Annotated in this window: 15 protein-coding genes; 7 read left to right on the top strand and 8 right to left on the bottom strand. The window is 49.6% G+C overall.

Annotation, left to right across the window (positions count from 1 at the left end; genetic code table 11):
- Positions 1-142: 142 nt before the first annotated feature.
- A complete protein-coding gene (locus SG35_RS18545) occupies positions 143-1,672 on the top strand; it encodes a fumarate hydratase (RefSeq protein ID WP_044833663.1) in 1,530 nt (509 codons plus the stop codon).
- Positions 1,673-1,811: 139 nt separating this feature from the next.
- Positions 1,812-3,929, top strand: coding sequence for a S9 family peptidase (locus SG35_RS18540; protein WP_063888660.1), 2,118 nt, complete (start codon positions 1,812-1,814; stop codon positions 3,927-3,929).
- Between the two features lie 118 nt (positions 3,930-4,047).
- Here SG35_RS18540 and SG35_RS18535 read toward each other — a convergent pair whose 3' ends face one another.
- Positions 4,048-4,482 (bottom strand): hypothetical protein, encoded by a 435-nt coding sequence (locus SG35_RS18535; protein WP_044833662.1) that lies wholly within the window; start codon positions 4,480-4,482, stop codon positions 4,048-4,050.
- A 183-nt stretch (positions 4,483-4,665) separates the two neighbouring features.
- On the opposite strand from SG35_RS18535, the gene SG35_RS18530 reads away from it, so the two are divergent.
- Positions 4,666-5,931, top strand: coding sequence for a M24 family metallopeptidase (locus SG35_RS18530; RefSeq protein ID WP_044833661.1), 1,266 nt, complete (start codon positions 4,666-4,668; stop codon positions 5,929-5,931).
- On the top strand, positions 5,931-6,875 hold the full coding sequence (locus tag SG35_RS18525; protein WP_084692806.1) for a collagenase: 945 nt from the start codon (positions 5,931-5,933) through the stop codon (positions 6,873-6,875). Before SG35_RS18530 ends, SG35_RS18525 begins: the two co-directional genes overlap by 1 nt.
- A 34-nt stretch (positions 6,876-6,909) precedes the next feature.
- On the opposite strand, the gene lhpI is transcribed toward SG35_RS18525, so the two are convergent.
- The 6 genes from lhpI to SG35_RS18495 form a co-directional block, all read right to left on the bottom strand.
- Positions 6,910-7,878, bottom strand: a complete 969-nt coding sequence (lhpI, locus tag SG35_RS18520) for a bifunctional Delta(1)-pyrroline-2-carboxylate/Delta(1)-piperideine-2-carboxylate reductase (protein WP_044833660.1) — start codon at positions 7,876-7,878, stop codon at positions 6,910-6,912.
- Positions 7,879-7,912: 34 nt separating this feature from the next.
- Entirely contained in the window at positions 7,913-8,995 is a 1,083-nt protein-coding gene (locus SG35_RS18515; protein WP_044833659.1) for a M24 family metallopeptidase, read from the bottom strand.
- 69 nt (positions 8,996-9,064) lie between these two features.
- A complete protein-coding gene (locus SG35_RS18510; RefSeq protein WP_236702620.1) occupies positions 9,065-10,222 on the bottom strand; it encodes a proline racemase family protein in 1,158 nt (385 codons plus the stop codon).
- Positions 10,167-11,960 (bottom strand): MFS transporter, encoded by a 1,794-nt coding sequence (locus SG35_RS18505; protein ID WP_044833658.1) that lies wholly within the window; start codon positions 11,958-11,960, stop codon positions 10,167-10,169. Before SG35_RS18505 ends, SG35_RS18510 begins: the two co-directional genes overlap by 56 nt.
- Positions 11,961-12,200: 240 nt before the next feature.
- Entirely contained in the window at positions 12,201-13,541 is a 1,341-nt protein-coding gene (locus tag SG35_RS18500; protein ID WP_044833657.1) for a hypothetical protein, read from the bottom strand.
- A gap of 596 nt (positions 13,542-14,137) precedes the next feature.
- Positions 14,138-16,438 (bottom strand): carbohydrate binding family 9 domain-containing protein, encoded by a 2,301-nt coding sequence (locus SG35_RS18495; protein WP_084692805.1) that lies wholly within the window; start codon positions 16,436-16,438, stop codon positions 14,138-14,140.
- Positions 16,439-16,717: 279 nt separating this feature from the next.
- On the opposite strand from SG35_RS18495, the gene SG35_RS18490 reads away from it, so the two are divergent.
- Together SG35_RS18490 and SG35_RS18485 are read left to right on the top strand one after the other, a co-directional pair.
- A complete protein-coding gene (locus SG35_RS18490; RefSeq protein WP_044833655.1) occupies positions 16,718-17,443 on the top strand; it encodes a DUF599 domain-containing protein in 726 nt (241 codons plus the stop codon).
- Complete coding sequence (locus SG35_RS18485) at positions 17,424-17,930, top strand: DUF2919 family protein (protein ID WP_084692804.1); 507 nt, start codon at positions 17,424-17,426, stop codon at positions 17,928-17,930. The genes SG35_RS18490 and SG35_RS18485 overlap by 20 nt, the downstream gene beginning before the upstream one ends.
- A gap of 62 nt (positions 17,931-17,992) precedes the next feature.
- On the opposite strand, the gene SG35_RS18480 is transcribed toward SG35_RS18485, so the two are convergent.
- A complete protein-coding gene (locus tag SG35_RS18480; protein ID WP_044833653.1) occupies positions 17,993-18,862 on the bottom strand; it encodes an MBL fold metallo-hydrolase in 870 nt (289 codons plus the stop codon).
- A 313-nt stretch (positions 18,863-19,175) separates the two neighbouring features.
- On the opposite strand from SG35_RS18480, the gene dnaQ reads away from it, so the two are divergent.
- Entirely contained in the window at positions 19,176-19,898 is a 723-nt protein-coding gene (gene dnaQ / locus SG35_RS18475; RefSeq protein WP_044833675.1) for a DNA polymerase III subunit epsilon, read from the top strand.
- Positions 19,899-19,900 lie beyond the last annotated feature (2 nt).

The raw sequence follows: 19,900 nt of genomic DNA, 5'->3' as shown, positions 1-19,900 counted from the left end.
CGTGTCTTGAGATAAGATACTGGCAGCACATGAACAAGCAGGGTATCATATCGGCAAATTTGTAACTTTCAACTATTGATTGATCTTTGCCGCAGTGCTTGCGGCGATCAGCCTTATTAACTTGAGATTTAAAGAGACAGAGATGGCTATCATTAAACAGCAAGATTTAATTGACAGTGTTGCCGATGCTTTGCAATACATATCCTATTATCACCCGATTGACTTTATCCAGGCACTGGAACAGGCCTATAACAAAGAAGAAAGTCAGGCGGCGAAAGATGCCATCGCGCAAATCCTGATCAACTCCCGCATGTCAGCCCAGGGCAAACGTCCTATTTGTCAGGATACCGGTATCGTGACCTGTTTCGTGAAAATCGGTATGGATGTCAAATGGGATAAAACCGATATGACGGTGCAGCAAATGGTCGATGAAGGGACCCGCCGCGCTTACCTGAACCCGGATAACCCGCTGCGTGCTTCTATTGTTGCCGACCCTGCCGGGACGCGTAAAAATACCAAAGACAATACCCCGTCGGTAGTACACCTGGATATGGTGGCAGGGGATCAGGTTGAAGTGATGATTGCAGCCAAAGGCGGCGGCAGTGAAAATAAAACCAAGATGGTGATGTTAAACCCGAGTGATTCGGTGGCTGACTGGGTGGTGAAAACCTTACCGACCATGGGCGCCGGCTGGTGTCCGCCGGGCATGTTAGGCATAGGTATCGGCGGCACGGCGGAAAAAGCCGGGGTGTTGGCCAAAGAAAGCCTGATGGACCCGGTGGATATCCATGAGCTCATTGAACGCGGCCCGCAAAATGCCGAGGAAGAATTGCGCCTGGAAATTTTCGAGCGGGTGAATAAACTCGGTATCGGCGCCCAGGGGCTTGGTGGTTTAACGACAGTGGTCGATGTTAAAATCAACAGCGTGCCGACCCATGCTGCTTCCAAGCCTGTTGTGATGATCCCCAACTGCGCCGCCACCCGTCATGTGCATTTCCACCTTGACGGCTCGGGACCTGCGGAGCTGACGCCGCCGAAGCTGGAAGAGTGGCCACAAATCACCTGGGAAGTGGGTGAAAATGTACGCCGGGTCAATGCCGATGAGCTGACCAAGGCCGATGTTGCCAACTGGAAAACCGGTGAAACCGTACTGCTGAGCGGTAAGATTTTAACCGGCCGTGACGCTGCCCATAAGCGCATCCAGCAATTGCTTGAGTCCGGTGAAGGCTTGCCTGAAGGGGTCGATTTTACCAATAAATTTATCTATTACGTCGGGCCGGTCGATGCCGTCGGCGATGAAGCTGTGGGTCCTGCAGGGCCAACGACGGCAACCCGTATGGATAAATTCACCGAAATGATGCTGGCCGAAACCGGCCTGTTAGGCACTATCGGTAAAGCCGAGCGCGGTCCTGCCACGGTTGAGAGCATTAAAAATCATAAATCAGTTTACCTGATGGCGGTAGGCGGTGCAGCTTACCTGGTTTCTAAAGCGGTGAAGAAAGCGAAAGTGGTTGCTTTTGAAGACTTAGGGATGGAAGCCATTTACGAGTTTGAAGTTGAAGATATGCCGGTGACCGTTGCCGTTGACAGCCTGGGTGAGTCTGCCCATGTTACCGGCCCTGCAATCTGGCAGGCGAAAATAGAAGAGCTGGACAGCAAATTACAATCTTAAGGGATCGCTAAAAAGGATAGCCATTCCCCGGTTAACCCGGGGAATATCACAAAGGATGTGAAATATCGGGGTCTGGCAGAAAAATCTGCTTCCCCGCTAGCATTCAAACATTAATAACAAGTCGCTAGAGAAATAAAACATGAAAAAACTCTCTTCCCTGGCCGGATTATCTTTGATAAGCCTGGCAACGGGCCTGGCAGCAAGTGCCAGCGCCGAAATTTTTACCGTAGAAAGTCTCAATAATCTCAATCAGCTCCATGACGTTAAGTTGTCGCCGGATGGCAATACCTTGGTTTATGGGCTGAAAAAAGGCACAGTTTCAAAAGACAACCACCTTTACCGCCAGGATATTAAATCAGGCAAAGTGCAGCAGCTCACCAGCCATCAGCAAGGCGAGTATAATGTTGTGTTTTCATCTGATGGCCAGAGCCTGTATTTTCTCTCGGGCCGCAGCGGTTCTTCGCAAATCTGGCAGCTGCCGTTAACTGGCGGTGAAGCCAGACAAATCACAGACTTGGCTCTGGACATCAATGGCTTTACCTTAAGTGAAGATGAAAAGACCTTCGCCCTTACCATGACGGTTAAACCCGGCTGCCAGACGCTTAAATGCACCCGGGATGCCAGGGAAGCCGACAGTAAAAAGAAGCATAATGTTCGCACTTATGATCAGCTGATGGTACGTCACTGGGACACCTGGCTTAACGAGTATAAAGAGCACCTTTTTGTTGCCAGCAAACCTGAGTCGGGTTTGATCAAAAATGCCACGGATATTATGCCCGACTGGCAGGGGGATATTGCCGGGATCGGTGAAGTCAGTTTCCACCCGCAAGGAACAAGCCTGGTGTTTTCTGCGAAACAGCCAGCCAAAGATAATGCCTGGACCACAAACTTTGACTTGTTCGAACTCGACTTAGCCGGCGTGAGTTCAGCTGCCGATACCGAAGTTAAGCTCACCAATATCACAGCCGATAATAAAGCCTGGGATGCGGCGCCGGTATTTTCTCCCAACGGCCGTTTCCTTGCCTATAAGGCGATGAGCACGCCGGGTTATGAGTCCGATAAATTCTCTATCCGGGTGCGGGACAATGTCACCGGCCAGGTAAAAGATATCGCCAAGCAATGGGATCGCTCCGTTAAAGAGCTGAAGTTTAGCGACGACAGCCGCAGCCTGTTTGCGACCGCCCAGGATGTCGGACAAAAGAGTATCTTTGCCATTAACCCGGAATTCGGCGATGTCCGCAATGTTTATAATGTCGGCAGCTCGGGGGATTTATCCATTGCCGGTGATTTAATTGTTTTTACCCGCCATACCCTTAACAGCCCGAAAGATGTCTTTGCCATCAACAGCGACGGTTACGGCTTTAAACAGCTGACCGATATCAATAAAGACAAGCTTGCCGATATCCAGTTCGGTGATTACGAGCAGTTCAGCTTTAAAGGTTGGAACAATGAAACCGTGCATGGTTACTGGATGAAACCGGCCAACTTTGAGCAGGGGAAAAAATACCCTGTTGCATATCTGGTTCACGGCGGCCCGCAGGGCAGCTTCGGCAACATGTTCCATTACCGCTGGAATGCCCAGTTATGGGCGGCGCAGGGCTATGGCGTAGTGATGGTCGACTTCCACGGCTCCACCGGTTACGGTCAGGCCTTTACCGACTCCATCGCCCGTGACTGGGGCGGAAAACCGCTGGAAGATCTGCAAAAAGGTTTAGCCTACATCACTGAAAACCAGAAATGGCTAGACGGCGACAATGCCTGTGCCTTAGGCGCTTCCTATGGCGGTTATATGATGAACTGGATCGCCGGTAACTGGCCGGATCGTTTTAAATGTCTGATCAACCATGCCGGTTTATTCGATATGCCAAGCTTCTACACCAGCACCGAAGAGTTATGGTTCCCGGAGCATGATATGGGCGGTCCGTTATGGCAGGGCAGTGAAGACTATAACAAGTTCAACCCGGCGGCTTTTGTTAATAACTGGCAAACCCCGACTCTGGTGATTCAGGGCGAGTTGGATTACCGGGTGCCGTATGCGCAAAGTCTCGGTGCTTTTACCACTTTGCAGCGTAAAGGTATCGACAGCCGTTTAGTGGTATTCCCTGGTGAAGATCATCATATCCGCAACCCGGATAACCTGATTGTCTGGTATCAGGAAGTGTTCAACTGGTTGGCGCGCTATACCGGTAATGCAAATGCCGATAGCGCAGCTAGGAGTGCTGATAAGGCGGATAAAAGTACCTTAGCCGGAAAGTAGCCAGGCGAGAGCGGTTATTAAACGGTAAATAATAAAAACGGCAGTTTAACTGCCGTTTTTCTTTTGTGGGAGATAATTAAAGAGGGGCTGTTTAATACATCAACAAAGGAAACACTTGTTAGCCAAGCCAGCCTTGTGGAATAAAATCAACGGCGGGTCCTTTGAGCATCACCTTTTTTGAAGCGGGTCCGTACATATCTTCATTGGCGGTGAAATACTTACCGTTATCTTCGGTAATGAAGTTGCACAGGTAACCGCCGGTTTTTTCAAACTCCAGATTCACCGAGGCGGCGCCGAATTTGGTTAAGGTGATGCCCCAGCCATCGGCGGACTTACTGACCCGGATATAACCTTCATCAGCCAGCCAGCTAATGGTGGGATCGATCAATTTATTGTAGGCATTAAAGAAAAAGTGGGCGCCGTTATTGCTGGATTTTTTTAGCAAGCCTGCTTCATCGACGATGCAAGCTTCGGGGAATGCCTTGTCGGCAAGATCAAGAATAAAGGAGCTGATCACTGCAAAAGCAGCATGGCGTTCGTTCCTTGAATACATTTTTTACCTCTGTGTATAAATTTAATTGCAAATTTGCACCGGCATATTAAGCGAGCAGTAAACCGCTTTCAATACCTAGGACCAGATAAATGATCAGATAATTTGCTTGTTTCCTCAGGTTTTATTTTATATTGTATACAATGTGGTTTGAATATTATGACTCAATATTAGAAGGTAACTAAGATGGCAGTGGGTATAGGCGGCTCAACACCAGAGCTGGAATTAAGCAAATTATCGGATATGACCGGGGATATCGCCGAAATTTCACAGGCGGAATATCAACAACGTATTGCCAGGGCACAGCAACTGATGCGTGAACAGGATATTGCCGCTTTGTATATCAATGCCGGTACCAATCTCGCTTATTTTACCGGTACCCTGTGGTCTGCTTCCGAGCGCATGGTGGGAGCGCTGTTACCGGCCCGGGGCGATTTAGTCTATATTGCGCCCTGGTTTGAACAAAGCACCCTGGATGGTTTTATGCAGGTTAAGGCGCCATCTGCTCCCTGGCATGAGCATGAATCCCCCTATGAACTATTGCTGGACCTGCTTTATGATAATGATATCAGCCAGGGGCGGGTAGCTCTCGATGAATCCAGTCCTTTTTTCCTGGTGGACGGACTGGTTCAGGCGGCGAAAAACAAAGGTGTCGCCCTGGATTTTATCTCCGGTGCGCCGGTAACATCGGCATGTCGGATGAGCAAATCCGACGCGGAAATTGCCCTGTTGCAGCGGGCAAAAGACATGACCCTGGCGGTACACAAAGCGGCGGCGAGGATATTAAAACCCGGTATTACCACAGACGAGGTCAGTCGTTTTATTTATCAGGCCCACAGAAAGGTTGGGGCGGTAAAGGGCTCGTCGTTTTGTATTGTGCTGTTCGGCGGCGATACTGCCTATCCCCATGGCGTGAAATCGCCCAAAGTGCTCGAAGAAAATGACATGGTGTTGATAGATACCGGCTGTTTGCTCCACGGTTACAATTCAGATATTACCCGCAGTTATGTTTTTGGCCAGGCCAGTGAGCGTCAGCGTGCGGTATGGCAGCATGAAAAAGAAGCCCAGGCGGCGGCTTTTGCGGCAGCCAAAATAGGGCTTGCCTGCGAAAGCGCAGATATCGGTGCCCGGCAATATTTAGAAACCCAGGGCTATGGGCCGGATTACCAGGTGCCGGGTTTGCCGCACCGTACCGGGCACGGCATCGGCCTGGATATCCATGAGGGTCCTTACCTGGTGCGCGGCGATAAAACACTGCTAAGTGCCGGTATGTGTTTTTCTAACGAGCCTATGATTTGTATCTATGGCGAATTTGGCGTGCGTTTAGAAGATCATTTTTATATGACGGAGCAAGGGCCTAAGTGGTTTACCCAGCCGGCCTGTAGTATTGATGATCCCTTTGGTTATGAAAGTGGTTATGAAAGCGATTATGAGCGTGGGGAGCAAGTCTGATGAAGCCATTCGCGAATATTGGCCGGGGGATTTTTGTTCTCGCGACCGGCGCCTTATTAAGTGCTTGCCTTAACACGCAAGAGCATATCCAGGCGAGTAAAGATAGCAAATCGGCAGCTGAAAAAGCGGCGCCGGTTAAGTTAGCCAAAGTTGATGAGGTGCTGAGCCAGGTTTTTGATTGCAACGCCACTATCACCATACGCTCCCAGGCCTTAACGCAGCAGGCGGTAGATAACGCCTGTAAAGAGCTGATCATCCGGGAAGATAAATTCCACCAGCTGTTCAACACCCGGGGCAAACCGGTGGCGGATGATTATAACCACAGTTTAAGGGCCAATTTTTATCACACGCGCGACGAGTATGTGAAATATGCCACCACCCATTTTAATATGCCCACCGACAACGGCGGCATGTACCTGGAAGGTTTGCCGCAGGATAGGGACAATCATGCCGAATTTGTCGCCTATGAAAAAAATGGCGGCTTGTGGAATCTCGAGCATGAATATGTGCATTATCTCGATAGCCGTTTTAACCGTTATGGTGATTTTTGCAACGGCCTGCATGATGATCATTCCGGCCCCGAGTTTTGTCCTGAGCCTAACCTGGATTATCCACACGGTGTCTGGTGGTCTGAAGGTATTGCCGAATATATTGCCAAAGGAGAAAGTTACCCGAAAGCGCAGCAACTGGCGGCAAGCAAGCTGTATCCGTTAAGCGAGTTATTTAATACCAGCTACAACAGCAATAGCGGCAGCGAGCGTGTCTATCAATGGGGTTACCTGGCGGTGCGTTTTATGATGGAGCAACACAGGGATAAAGTCGAGCAAACCCTGGTTTTCACCCGCAAAGGGGACTGGCAGGGCTATCAAAGCTTGTTACGCTCCTGGTCGACGTCCCTGGATCAAGAGTGGTTTCACTGGCTCGAGCAAGTGGCAATAAATTAAGCTTTCCCTGGCGGGCAAGCATAAACACTGAGCATTATTTGTGTTTGCCCGCATCCTTTTTAACCTTTTGATAAACCAGGTTGGCGCACAGCAGATCGCTTAATGCCGTGCCCACGGATTTGAACAAGGTGATCTCCTCTTCCGTCTGTCTCAATGTTTCCTGGCGGATACAGATATCGGCAAGTTCGCCGATAATTTCTGTTGCCTTGAAACTTCCTTCTGTGATGGGGATAAGCAACTCTCCCGCCTCAGCCAAACAGTTGCTTAAGCTGTCAACATATACCCTGGCCCGGCTGACGGTCGTGCTGTCGCATTCCCGGGCATCTTTTAAGTGGTTGCCCAGGCAATCGACATGAGTGCCCGTCGTCAGCCATTTACCATTAAACAGCGGGGTTTTCGCGCCGGTGGCGCAGCAAATAATATCGGCTGTCGGGATTTCATGTTCAAGCTTAACACTGGCGTGAAAATCAACTTCCGGGTAAAGGGCAGTGAATTGTTTAAGCAGGGTCTGTACCTTAGCCGTATTTCTCCCCCACAGGGTCACCCGGCGCAGTTCACGTACGCTTAAATGGGCATGCAGTAAATAGGAGGCCAGTTGGCCCGTGCCACATAACAGCAAGTGCCGGCTGTTTTCCCGGGACAACAAGCTGCTGGCCAATGCCGATACCGCTGCGGTGCGCCAGTAGGTAATACTGGTGCCGTCAAGGAGCGCCAAAGGTTCACCGCTGTGCCTGCTAAACAGTAAAATCTTGGAAAACAGGCTCGGCAGTTGATGGTTTTTTTCGTTGTCCGGAAAATAGGTGAAGACTTTTGTGGCTATTACCTCATCATTCCACGCCGGCAACAGGGCAAGGCCGTCACGGCTGTTATTGCTCTTAAAATCTAAGCTATAGCTCTGGCGCTGTGGCATAGTAAAAGAGCGGCTAAAACCTTGTTTAAGCTCCTCTATTAAAATGTCAAAGTTTACATGTTGCTCTACTTGCTCTGCGTTGATAATCTTCATCTGTCACTCTTATTGTCTACGGCTTTTACTGACTTTAAAGCTCTAACAAATCTTTGGGAGCCCGGGTGAGAATTTCCACGCCGTTTTCTGCCAATACCACGTCATCTTCAATGCGGATGCCGCCCCAACCGGGAATATAGATGCCCGGTTCTATGGTGATAACACAAGCCTTTTCTATGCTTTGCTCACAGGCAGGGCCGATAAAGGGCAGTTCATGCAACTCTAATCCGACACCATGTCCCAATCCTTCCCCTGCATGGTTTTTGTAATCACTGGCACGCAAAATATCTGCCGAGTGCCGGTATAAATCACTTCCCCTGATGCCCGGCCTCAGTGCCTCCAGGGCTGCCTGCTGGGCGTCTCGCACCAGCTGGTAAACCTGTCTCTGCTCGGCGCTGGCCTTGCCAAAAACATAAGTGCGGGTCATGTCCGAGCGGTAGCCGTTCATCACAGCGCCAAAGTCTATTAAGATCAGATCTCCCGGCTTAAGCTTTCTGTTTGAAGGAATGCCGTGGGGCAGGGCACTGCGTTCGCCAAACAGTAAGATGGTGGCAAAGGAGACTTCTTCCGAACCCAGCAGCGCCATCTGGTATTCCAGCTCGATGGCCAGTTCACGCTCTGTGATACCTTCTTTGATTAAGGGTAGGATATTGGCCAGCGCCTGGTCGGCAATTTGCGCTGCCTGGGAAATGGCGGTGATCTCCGGTTCGGATTTGTGATAGCGCAGCTTTTCCACCGCACCGGTGACCCCTTCAATTTGCTTTATCGTTTCAAGGCGGCGGATTTCATGTTCTATTTGTAGCCAGGCATTAACGTCAATATGGCCGCTTTCAAACATCAGCTGTTGGCAGCCGTCTTGTTGTAAAAGTTCGGCGATAAGGGATGCCAGGCTTTGTTTTTCCCGCTGCCGGCAAATTACGGTAAAAGCTTCGGCCTGGACTTTTGCCTGTTCCACGTAGCGGTAATCCGTCAGCAGGTAGCTGTTTTTTCCGGTAAGTAAAATCGTGGCGGCATGGCCGGAAAACTCGCTGAGGTAGCGGATATTGATGTCGCTGAAAATAAGCAGGGCGTCACTGCCTTGTGTAAACAGTTGCTGGCGTAAGTGTTGGAGCTTCATGTTATTGTTACTCTTGTTTTGATTGTTAATGACTTTATTGGCCGTTGATGCCTGTAAACGTTTTAGGAGTTACCTTAAGAGAAAACCGTGTTTGAGCGGGTCCTGTTCGTTGATCAGCCACCGGCCTTTGCCGCAGACAAAAGCCTGGCCGCTGACCCGGGCGATCACCGCCGGGTAACCGTCATAATCAAGCCGCTCACAGGCCTGTACGGTAAACTGGCTGCCTAGAATGCTCTCTATATTGATGTCTTGTTTTAGCGGTACTTGTCCTTTGGCGACATGCAGGGCAATGCGGCCGCTGACGCCGCTGCCGGTGGGGCTGCGATCGAGCTCGCCGTCGGCAAAAATGCAGACATTGCGGCTGTGCACGCCGTCAACTGGCGAGTCATCAATAAAAATCACGCCGTAAAGAAAGCTTAAATCGCCTTCCAACGGGTGGCTAACGGGCCGTTTTTTGCTGATGGCGGCTTTTATTTTTCTGCCGTGGTTGATGAGTTTCTCCTGTTGCTCCGGCACTAATGCAAGCCCTAACTGTGATGCCTGTACATAGGCGTAAAAAGCGCCGCCAAAGGCAATATCAAAATTAACCTCGCCGATGCCGTCAACAACAATGCTTTGCCCGGCGGCATAAACAAAAGAGGGCACGCTGTCAAAGTTTACCCGGGTGACCACCTTGCCCCGGGCAAAGGCGCGGGCGTGGATTTGCCCGCAGGGAACATCGATCACCACTTGAGTGACTTCGCCTGTTTGTTCCACCACGCCGGACTCCACCGCACATTTGGCCAGGGCAATCACCGCATGGCCGCACATGGTGCTGTAGCCTTCGTTATGGATAAAAATGGCGCCAAAATGGCTGTTTTCCCGCTCAGGTTCGGTAATGATGGCGCCGTACATATCACCGTGTCCCCTGGGTTCAAACATCAGGGCGCGGCGCAGGGCATCATGGCGGAGCAGGCAGTCGCGTCTTTTTTCTAAAATGGTGCTGCCTGCAAGTTCAGGAAAGCCGCCGGTGATGATGCGCAGCGGCTCGCCGCCGGTATGGCATTCAAGGGTTTCTATGGTGAGGGTATTTTCCTGCCTTGAGCCATTTTCCTGTGGCGGCTGCCATTGCTGGAATTGTGCGGCGGTATCTTGCCCGGCGGTTTTGTTTTTGGTTTTTGTCAGCATCTGCTTATTTTCCTGTTGCGGTTTCTGGTGCTGTTGCCAGCTGGTATTGCTGTTGTTCAATTTCCGTCACCAGTTCCCGGTTGAACAGATACAGGGCAAAACAGGTCAGCAGCCCCAGGCAGGCGAAAATAAACCACATCAATATCGGATTGGCCATTTCCACGGCCACCTGCTGATATAACCAGCCGGACAGCAGACCGGCGAATAAATTGCCCAGTGCCATGGAAACAAAGTAATAACCCATAAACATGGCGGCTTTATCTTTAGGGGCAAAGGAGGCGACATATTCCTGGCTTTTCGGAGAGGCGGTCATTTCCCCGACGGCAAAGATAATCACCGAGCAGGCGATCAATAAGCCGCCAAAAATAACGCCGTGGGCGAAGCCGCCTGCCAGCATGGCAAGGGCAATAATGCCGGTACCGGCAATCAGGGTCGGCAGCGGTTTAAACTGTCCGATAAAGCGGCTGATGACGACCTGGAATAAGATGATCATTAAAAAGTCCAGGCTTAGCAGGGTTGCGGGATTGAGCTGGCGGTATTCCTGGGCCCAAACGCGGGCATATTCCTGGCTTAACCGGGCCGCCTCCAGCTGGCCCGACTGGCTGATGTGCATAAAGGCGTATTGCAGCTCCTGCTCCGGTACGCGTACGTCGAGGGCGACTAAGGCTGCGGTGATTTCCCCGATGGAGGCCTGGCTGATGTGGGCTTTTTGCAGCTCGGTTAAAGGCAAGGCTTGCGTTAATCGGGTGATCTCCGCGGCTAGGGTGTCGAGCTTGATGGCGGTCAAGGTATCGTGCAGGTAGGGGCTGAGCTGATGTAATAGCCTGACCAGATCTGAGCTGTCGACAAAGTCGCGGATATAAACCGGCAAGGTGATAAACAGCTGTAGGTAAACGGTCCAGAACCCTGTGATGATCAGCAAATAAATCATAAAGGCCTTGTTACCCAGTTGCATTTTTTGCCGGTACCAGGGCTGGGGGCTTTTTGTATGCCTTGGTTGTTGATTCTTTAATGCCAGGTCCCAAAGCAGGGCAAGCAGGATCAAGGCACCGGCTACTATCAGGGTGACTTTGCCGCTGGTGATCAAACCGGCGTAAAAGGCGACCAAGAGAAAAAGTAACGGCACCACAAGCAAGGCCAGCCGGGCATTGCCCAGCACCTGCTGCATTTCTGCAAAGACCTGCTTTAACGGTTTGTTATTGGCCTGGCGCTGTGGCTCCCGGTAGAAAAAGATTGCCGGGATAAAATTGAGGCTTATCCACAGGGCGGCGAAGATAAACACATATTGCCAGCCGTAATTTTTCTGGATAATGGGGGCTAATACCGGCCCCAAAAAACCGCCGATATTGACCATCATATAGAAGATGCCAAAACCCAGTCCCCGGTTACTGCTGTCTGTGGTGCGGCTGATGGTGGCGATCACCACAGGTTTAAAGATACCGGCGCCGAGGGCGATCAGCATAAAGACACTGATAAAGCTGGCGAGATCTGTGGCATAACCGAGCAGATAATAACTGGGGGCCATCAGGGTAAAAGAAAGCAGGAACATCTTGCGGTAGCCGAATCTGTCTGCCAGCGCGCCGGAGATAACCGGGAACAGATAAAGGAAAAACGGCACCACCCCCATGATCAGACCGCGTTCGCTATTGCCCAGTCCCAGGCCTCCCTGGGCCGTTGGTGTCATGATATAGCTTGCCAGCAGGGTATAGATACCGTACCAGGCCAGGCGTTCAAAAATTTCCATGGTATTGGCGACATAGAAGGTTGCCGGGAAAGGGGAGGGTGTTATTGTTTTCATCTTGTTGGCTGTTTTTTATGCTTTTTAATTTTATAACACAAGATTTGTATACAATATACCTTTAATTGGGTTGATATGGGCTGTTTTTCATTTTAGCGCGACGAAACGTTGCGGTTAAAAAGCAGCAAAAAGCAGTAATAACGGCTGCGGTATTGTGTTTAGTTTGCCTGTGGTGAGCCGGTTGAGAAAAAGCCCGCAGCTTGCCCGAATTAAAGGCAAGCTGGCCGGGGTTAGCAAAGATTATTGCTGTTTGTTGAGCATCAGCTCATAGACTTCTTTGGGTGTTGTCGACATGCGGATCAATTCACTGACAAACTGCACGATATTCCGGCCCCAGATGTCGTTATGGCCGTCCATTAAGGCTTTTGATACCTGAATGTTCATGTAGGGGTTGCGGGCGGTGGTGCGGTTGTGGCTGTTTAAATCAACCGTGCTAAAGACGCCGGGCCGGCTGTCATCCGCCGCCGACCAGTGCTGGTAGGCATCGAGCAGGTCAAAGGTGGTTTTATCACCGGCAGACTTTGCCGTTAAGCTGTGGGTCAGGTAGGGCTCAAAATGCCCGATGGCGGTACGGTCGGCGCTGCCCTGGCTGATCTTTATCGCTCTTTTACCATCGCTTCCCGGCCGGTCGCAGTAATGTCGGGTCATGTTCCTGTGGGATTCGAAAAAAGTTGACAGGCTGCGCCCGACAGGGAAGGCAATCTTTGTGGCATAGTCGGTTTCAGAGGTCAGTACCGCCAGTTTTGGCAGCTGATCGCGTAAATATCGCCTGCAGCCTTGTTGCGATAAATGAAATAAAGGCGCAAAACGCAGGGCTTCAAAAGCCGGATTCATCAATAACACCAAATCGCCAAAACCGCCGGCGCTGCCCTGGTAGTTTTTGTTTTGGCGTGAATCGATAAAACGATCGGTCAGCACTTTCTGCAATGAGCTATAGACGACGGCGCCGCCAAAAGAGTGGCCGATAACCACCAGGCGGCTGGTGGAAGCCGGGCTGCCTTCCTTGATAAAATTACGGATATTGACCAGTTCTTCGAGTTTGAGCAGGACCTGGGTAACCCCCTGGCGGCCGACTTCATGGGCGGTATTTTTCCTGTCCCAGAAAGTGACGGTATTGAGATATTCGAGATCTATCGAGTCACCGCGCCAGCCGATATAAACCCCCAACACAGTGCGTCTTTGGCGTTTTTGCCTGCTGCTGTCCCGGTACTCGTTGGCGGATACCTGCTCCAGCAGGGTTCTGAACCTGCTGATATTGGTGTCTTGGGGTTTGGCGCTATGATGCCAGCCGTGGACAAAAGTAAGTAGGAGTACGTCTTCTCTGGCGGCCAGCTCAAGATAATGGTTCAGCAGTTTATCCCGGCGCTCTGGGCTGCGCGCCATACCCTGGTCGTCGTATTCGATAAAACCCAGCTGATATTCTTTGTCGCTGCCGCGGTTGGCTATTTGCATAAAACTGGTGGCACATTCTCCTGCCAGGGTATATAGGCATTGCCGGTCTGCGGTGCGGAAGGCACTGTTGGATGAGCAACCCAGTGCCCCGAGTATGAATATCAGTGGCCATAATAGATGCACTTTCATGGTGATAACTTTCCTTTTTTATCGGCATATTCTGTAACCAGACGATGGTGTTAGAGGTATGTGACTGTTAATTATCTGGATTAATTTTTAAAACTAAGTATAGACAGGAAACTCCCTGGTGCAGGAGGTCAATTTTGCCCGAAACGGGGGATTTGTTATTCGTCGGCGAGATTTGTTGCGCTAAGCATGAAACAGGTAAAGCAGCTGATAGATACTTGCTTGTGGAAAAGTTTTTGAGCAGTAGAAAAAGCCGGAGACAAAGAAAAATGTCAGCACAAACTTTAGTACATTGGGCTGAATTTGCAAGAGAATATCGAAAGATTCACCGGGTAAGTACGCGTTTGCTTGTTTTTTGAACATTGGCTGGTTGTTTGTTGTTCGGCTGGTTTTTTCACGGCTGTCCACAATTCTTGTGGATAACTCTGTTAGTAATGGCTTGATTCTATCCCCAAGGCGGCGGCTTGTATGCGTCTTGATTTAAACGGTTGAATTATAACCAATTCAATTTTGCTGGTCTTTGTTATTGTTTATTGCGTCAGCCCGGGCAGTAAAACCTTGACCGCGGAGCTGTGAGCAGCTCCGCCGCCAGTGGTGCTTTAAGGCATCCAGCTGTAACTGACTTTACAGAAAAATGTTTTTTGCCGGCGCTCAAGCCGGTCTAAGCTATTGTCCTGGGCGCTGTTATCGGAATAACCGAGATAAAAGACCGATTGCGGGTTGAGTTTGTAGGAATATATCAGCTGGCTGGATAAACTTTTGTTTGTGCCTAAATAATCATCGCCAAGGCCGGGGTTGTTAGCCGGGTTTCTTTCGATGTCCGAGTAAACCAGGCTCAGCTTTAACGCGCTTTTTACGTCAAACTGGTATGAGATGCGTAAATCAAGCAAATTTTCGGTATAGACCTCGGCTTTGTCGGCTTCGAGTTTGATATAGTTTTGGTAAAAGTCGAAGTAAAGATGATCGCTGGCATGGATCTGCAGGTAAGTGGTAATTTTGGAGATCTCTCCCAGGCGGTTGTTGTTGTAGTCTATCTGATCGCCAAATTGATAACCTAAACCGGCAAAGATACCCGGCGTTGGCTGAAATTCCCCATAGAATTTCAGCTTTTGTTCGTCAAACTGCTCGCTGTTGCCCAGGATGCGGCTGTCCGCTGAATTAAACCTTAAGCCTGTTTTTGTTGCTTGCTGATATTCCAGGTCTATCTCGCTTAAATAGGGGCCTAAGATCTGCAACTCGGTGATCAGCTCACGTGAGATAAATTCATCCTGCTCGTTATGGCGTATGGTCCATTCGCTGCTGATATTGGCCTCGGTCCATACAGAATCGCCGGTGCCGTAGAATAAACGTTTTGCTTCCAGCTGGCTTTCTTTGAAATCGGCCCGGGTCATATAGCCAAGATCGGCGCGAAAGCCTTTGCCGATTTGCTGGTGGCGGACGCCGAGCTGCCAGAATTCAGAGTCGTGCTCCAGGGCAAGTTTAAAGGCCTGGTCATCACCTTTATCTTCCTCTTGATTGCTAAGCAGGACAATGCCCACATCTTCACTTTCGTCCCGGGTATCGCTATGCATTACTTGGGCAATCAGGGTATTGGAGTCGGTGATGCGGTATTTGCTGTCCATACTTACCAGGGCGTTATGGTAATCCTCATTTAACCTCAGGGTTGAGGTGACGCCAAAGGTAAGATCTTCACTTTGCTCATAGCGGTAGCTTATCGCCGCGGCGTGACTGTCTTTGTCGCTGACCACCAGGGAGGAGCTTAAGTTACCCGGCTTGATATAACTGGTTTGGGTATCATTGGCGATAAAGACCCCGTAACTGTGGTTATTGTCGCGGCCGGTGAGTTTTACCCCGTAATCGGGATCGCTGATATTGCGGGTATGCACCAGGTTGTAATTGCTGGCAAAGTAATCGGCATTTTCCAGGAAAAAGGCACGTTTTTCGTCATAAAACAGGGAAAAATTCTTATTGGCGGTTAATTGTGCGCTGTCGGTTTCGACGTTGGAGAAGTCGGGGTTGATGGTGGCGTCGAGCTGGGTGTCTGCGCTTAGTCCCCAGCTGAGGCTAAGCCCGGCATCGACATCATCTTCTTGCTGCCAGTCGCTGCCGGGGGTAAAAATGTCCCGGCTACTTTCCTGTGAAGCCACCAGTGAAGGGGTTAATTTAATATTCGAGCCCATTTTTGCCTGCTGAAAACCTGTGATTTCCGGCATCTGGCAAATCCAGCAGGCATTGTCGCGGTCCAGGGGAATATGGGAGATTCTTAATCTTTCATCTCTTGGGTACAGGCGCACCAGTTCGATGGCCCAGGTTTTGATGTCGGTCCCGGGTTTAAAGTTTAAGGTGCTGTAGGGGATCGCCATTTCCACCTGAAAGCCGTCGGCGGTTTTTTTGCCGTAGGATTGCCAGAAGCCATCCCAGAGATTATTGCTTTGCCCGGTGAGTTCGTTGGTAATGCCGTCGTGCTGTACCCCGAACGGGTTAACAAAAAATTTGTAATTCAACCGCCGGTTATTAAAGGTATCGAGCTTGATCCCCACCAGATCGCCGTGCCAGGAGGAATCTCTGTCGGTCAGGTAGCCCATGATGTTTTCGGGTTCGGGATCGCCGGCGATAAAGGCGATATAAATATATTCGCCGTTTTCGATTAATTTGGCCCGGGTTTGTACCGGACTGGGCTGATTTTCCCACGGGTCATTGACGATATTGAGAGAGACCTCCAGTGCATCCTGCCATGCCTGGTCGTCAATTTCGCCATCTATGGTAATGGTTTGCGAAGCATAGGGAATATTAAGTTGTCCCTCAGGGATCGGGGTTGTGTTTGCGTATGCCGCTTGGCTGCCAACAGTGAACAAGACTAGCGCTGTTGCAAAAATACAGCTACTCCTTAGCACAGGCATTTTTTCTCCAAAAGTCAGGTTTATTGTTTTTATTGTTCGCCCCTAAACGCGGGCGCTAGATGATTACAAATTTCTTATGTAAAAACAATTGTTATTCTACCCTTTCAGGACAATTAATGCGCCAAATAATGTCAGCGTAAAAGGATTAATTATCGTGAAGCATTGACAAGATCTTTGTCTTTTTAGCACAATCGGTGGCAGAAAACCTTTGTGCCGGATCAGCGCTTTTATCCGGCCCTGAATTTTCCACGCCTGCGAGCGAAAAAATAAGAAGTTGCTATGCCCTTTACCCCGTTAGATATTATTGCCCTGGTTATATTTGTTGTACTTTGGACCGGTTATACCTGGTTTGCCCGTAAAAAGGCAAAAACAACCGACTGTATTGCCCGTTGTTTACATCAGCACAGGATACACTGGATGTATGAAATCATGGTCCGGGATATCCGGGTAGGGGATGCGGCTTTGCTGGCAAATTTGGAGCGTAATATTGCCTTTTTTGCCTCCAGCACCCTGTTGATACTCGCCGGTGTGCTGACCTTGTTTGCCCAGGTGGAACGGCTGGAAGATGTGTTGTCTTCTATTCCTTATGCCGACTTTCCCAATCATCTGGCGATACAGTTAAAATTGACGCTGCTGGCATTTATTTTCGTCATTTCATTTTTCCAGTTTACCTGGTCGATGCGCCAATACGGGTTTTTGAATGTGATGATAGGGGCGGCTCCGCTGGATCAAACCGGCGACAATAAAAACCTGATGCAATATGCCAGGGAGATGGCGGTGGTGCAGGATCAGGCCGCCCATTCTTATAACTACGGCCTGCGCTCTTATTATTTTTCCCTGGCGGTAATTAGCTGGTTTTTCCACCCGGCGCTGTTTATTTTCGCCAGTATGTTCGTGGTCTATACCTTATTTATCCGGGAGTTTCGCTCTAAGGCGGTAAAAGCCATTACCACGGGGCAGGCGTTATTAAATAAGGAGCGCCAGGATGGACAGGGAGACAGTTAACATGGGGCATAAGTACAGCCAGTACAGTGTTGAAGATTTCGATAAATTTGACTGTCTGAAACTGTCTAAAAGCATTTACCTGGTGTTGTTATTTGTGCTGCGCGGTTACCTGGTGTGGTTAATGTCGGTGACTAATATGCAGGACAGGGTCGGTATTATCCAGTGGCTGTATCCGCAAACGGCGTTGTTTTACCTGAGCCTGATTTCCGGGGCGGTGGGACTTTTTGTGGTGCTGGTGATCAGCCTGCGCCGTCCGGGAGCAAAAAACTGGGTCAGGGTGAGCTGGTCATATTGCCGTGGATTGCTAATTTTTGCCCTGGCATTTGATTTTATTGTTTCTTTGCTTGGCTTTTTTTACTGGCAGTTGTTGTCTGTGTCCTGGCTGGTGATACAGGGCAGTGTGATTGCGGTGCTCATTTATTTTTGCTTTCGCAGTAAGCGCATGACCATCAACTTGCAGGAATTTCCGGAAAAATTACCTGAATAAGCTGCCGGGCAGCTTATTCTTAACTTATCTTTCCCTTTCTCGCTAATAAAAGTATTTTTCACTTAGTCGAGTTTGTGGGTGCCGCTAATCGGCAGTTTTAAATAATGTTTATTGCCTTCATCCGCGGCAGGTAACTGTCCGGCAATAATATTAAACTGCAATGAAGGATAAAGCAGCCTGGGAATGGCAAGTCCGGCATCCCTTTGCTGGCGGGTGGTGACGTATTCCCGCTCGCTGACTCCGCAGGCAACATGAATATTCATTTCTTTTTGCTCGCTTACCGGGCAGGCGTATCTTAATGCTCTTTGATTTGGCTGGTAGTCGTGACATATATATAAGGTGATATCATCCCCCAGCCGATAGATTTTCTGGATTGACTGATAGAGCTGCGCTGCCGAGCCGCTGGGAAAGTCACAGCGGGCGGAGCCCGAGTCCGGCATAAATAAGGTATCGCCGATAAAGGCATTGCTGCCTATAACATAGGTTAAGCTGTCCGGGGTATGACCCGGGGTCGCCAGCACCTTGATGTTACATTCTCCTAAGGGCAACTCATCGCCGTCATCAAGCAGGCGGTCAAATTGCTCGCCGTTTGTGCTTAGTTCTTTGAGGTTAAACACCTCTTTAAAGGTTTGTTGAATCGAGGTGATTTCACCGCCGCAGGCGATGTTGCCGCCGAGTTTCTTTTTTAAATAGCTGGCGGCGGTGACATGGTCGGCATGGGCATGGGTTTCCAGCAGCCACTCAAGCTGCAGGTTATTTTCCCGGATATAATCGATAACTTCAGTGGCGAACTTGGTGTCTATTTCACCCGAATAAATATCAAAGTCTAATACCGGGTCAATCACGGCACATTTTCGGCTTTCGGGGCAAGTGACTATATAGCACAAAGTGGATGAAGGCTGATGAAAAAGGGCTTTGATCTTAGGGGTCATAGTTTGCTACCGGCTCGTGACTAAAGGACTAAAAGAAATAATATATATTATATGGTTATATGTGGGCCAGTAATATTATCCTGTAGGTGAAATTTATTCTGTAGCGCTTTCTATTGATGCCCAAATAGCATAATAACCGTTGATATTTTGTGCCGGGCATTTATAAGCTGCTATTGTATTGGCCGGCGGCATCGACAAGCATTTATTAAGGGTGTACCATTTTCCCCATTGTGCGCTGTTTATCTTTTGCCGCCGCCAAGCGTTAGTAAACGTGAATATCAGCCGAAATATTGCCGTCTTTAGGATACCTATAGTGAGTGAAGTAAATAATAAAGAACATCGTTTGATCATACTCGATACCGAAACCACAGGTATCAGTACCCGGGAAGGGCACCGTATTGTTGAAATAGGTTGTGTGGAAATGATCAACCGCCAGTTAACCGGGCGGAATTATCATGTATATATCAACCCGTTAAAGTTTATGGAACAAGAGGTTATTGATGTTCACGGTTTAACCAATGAATTTCTGCAGGATAAACCGGTATTTTCACAAGTCGCCAATGACTTTATTGAATTTATCCGCGGGGCCGAGTTGGTGATCCATAATGCCAAATTCGACGTCGGCTTTATGGACCATGAATTTGCCATGGTCGGGAAAAACTTACCCATGACCGAGGATATCTGTACCGTGACCGATACCCTGAAGGTCTCCAAAGATGAATTCGGCTCGCCGAAAACCCTGGATTATCTCGCCCGCTTTTATAAAGTGGATAAGTTGGTTGACCGTACTTATCACGGGGCATTAATCGATGCCCAGTTGCTGGCTTTTGTTTATATTGAAATGACCCGCCGGCAGGAAGTCTTTAATCTTTCCGCCGATGATAGCGGCGGCGGCGACAGTAACAGCATCCGAAGATTAACAACCGAGCGGGCGCCGTTAAGGGTTTTAGCGGCAACGGCCGATGAAATGACTGCACATCAGGAACGTTTGGCTATCGTCGCAGAGAAAGGAGGAACGCCGTTATGGCGTTCGTAAGA

It is taken from the genome of Thalassomonas actiniarum (assembly GCF_000948975.2).
Classification (GTDB): Bacteria; Pseudomonadota; Gammaproteobacteria; order Enterobacterales; family Alteromonadaceae; genus Thalassomonas; species Thalassomonas actiniarum.
Note: the sequence above shows the minus strand (reverse complement) of the source record. Positions and strands in the feature narration are given on the sequence as shown.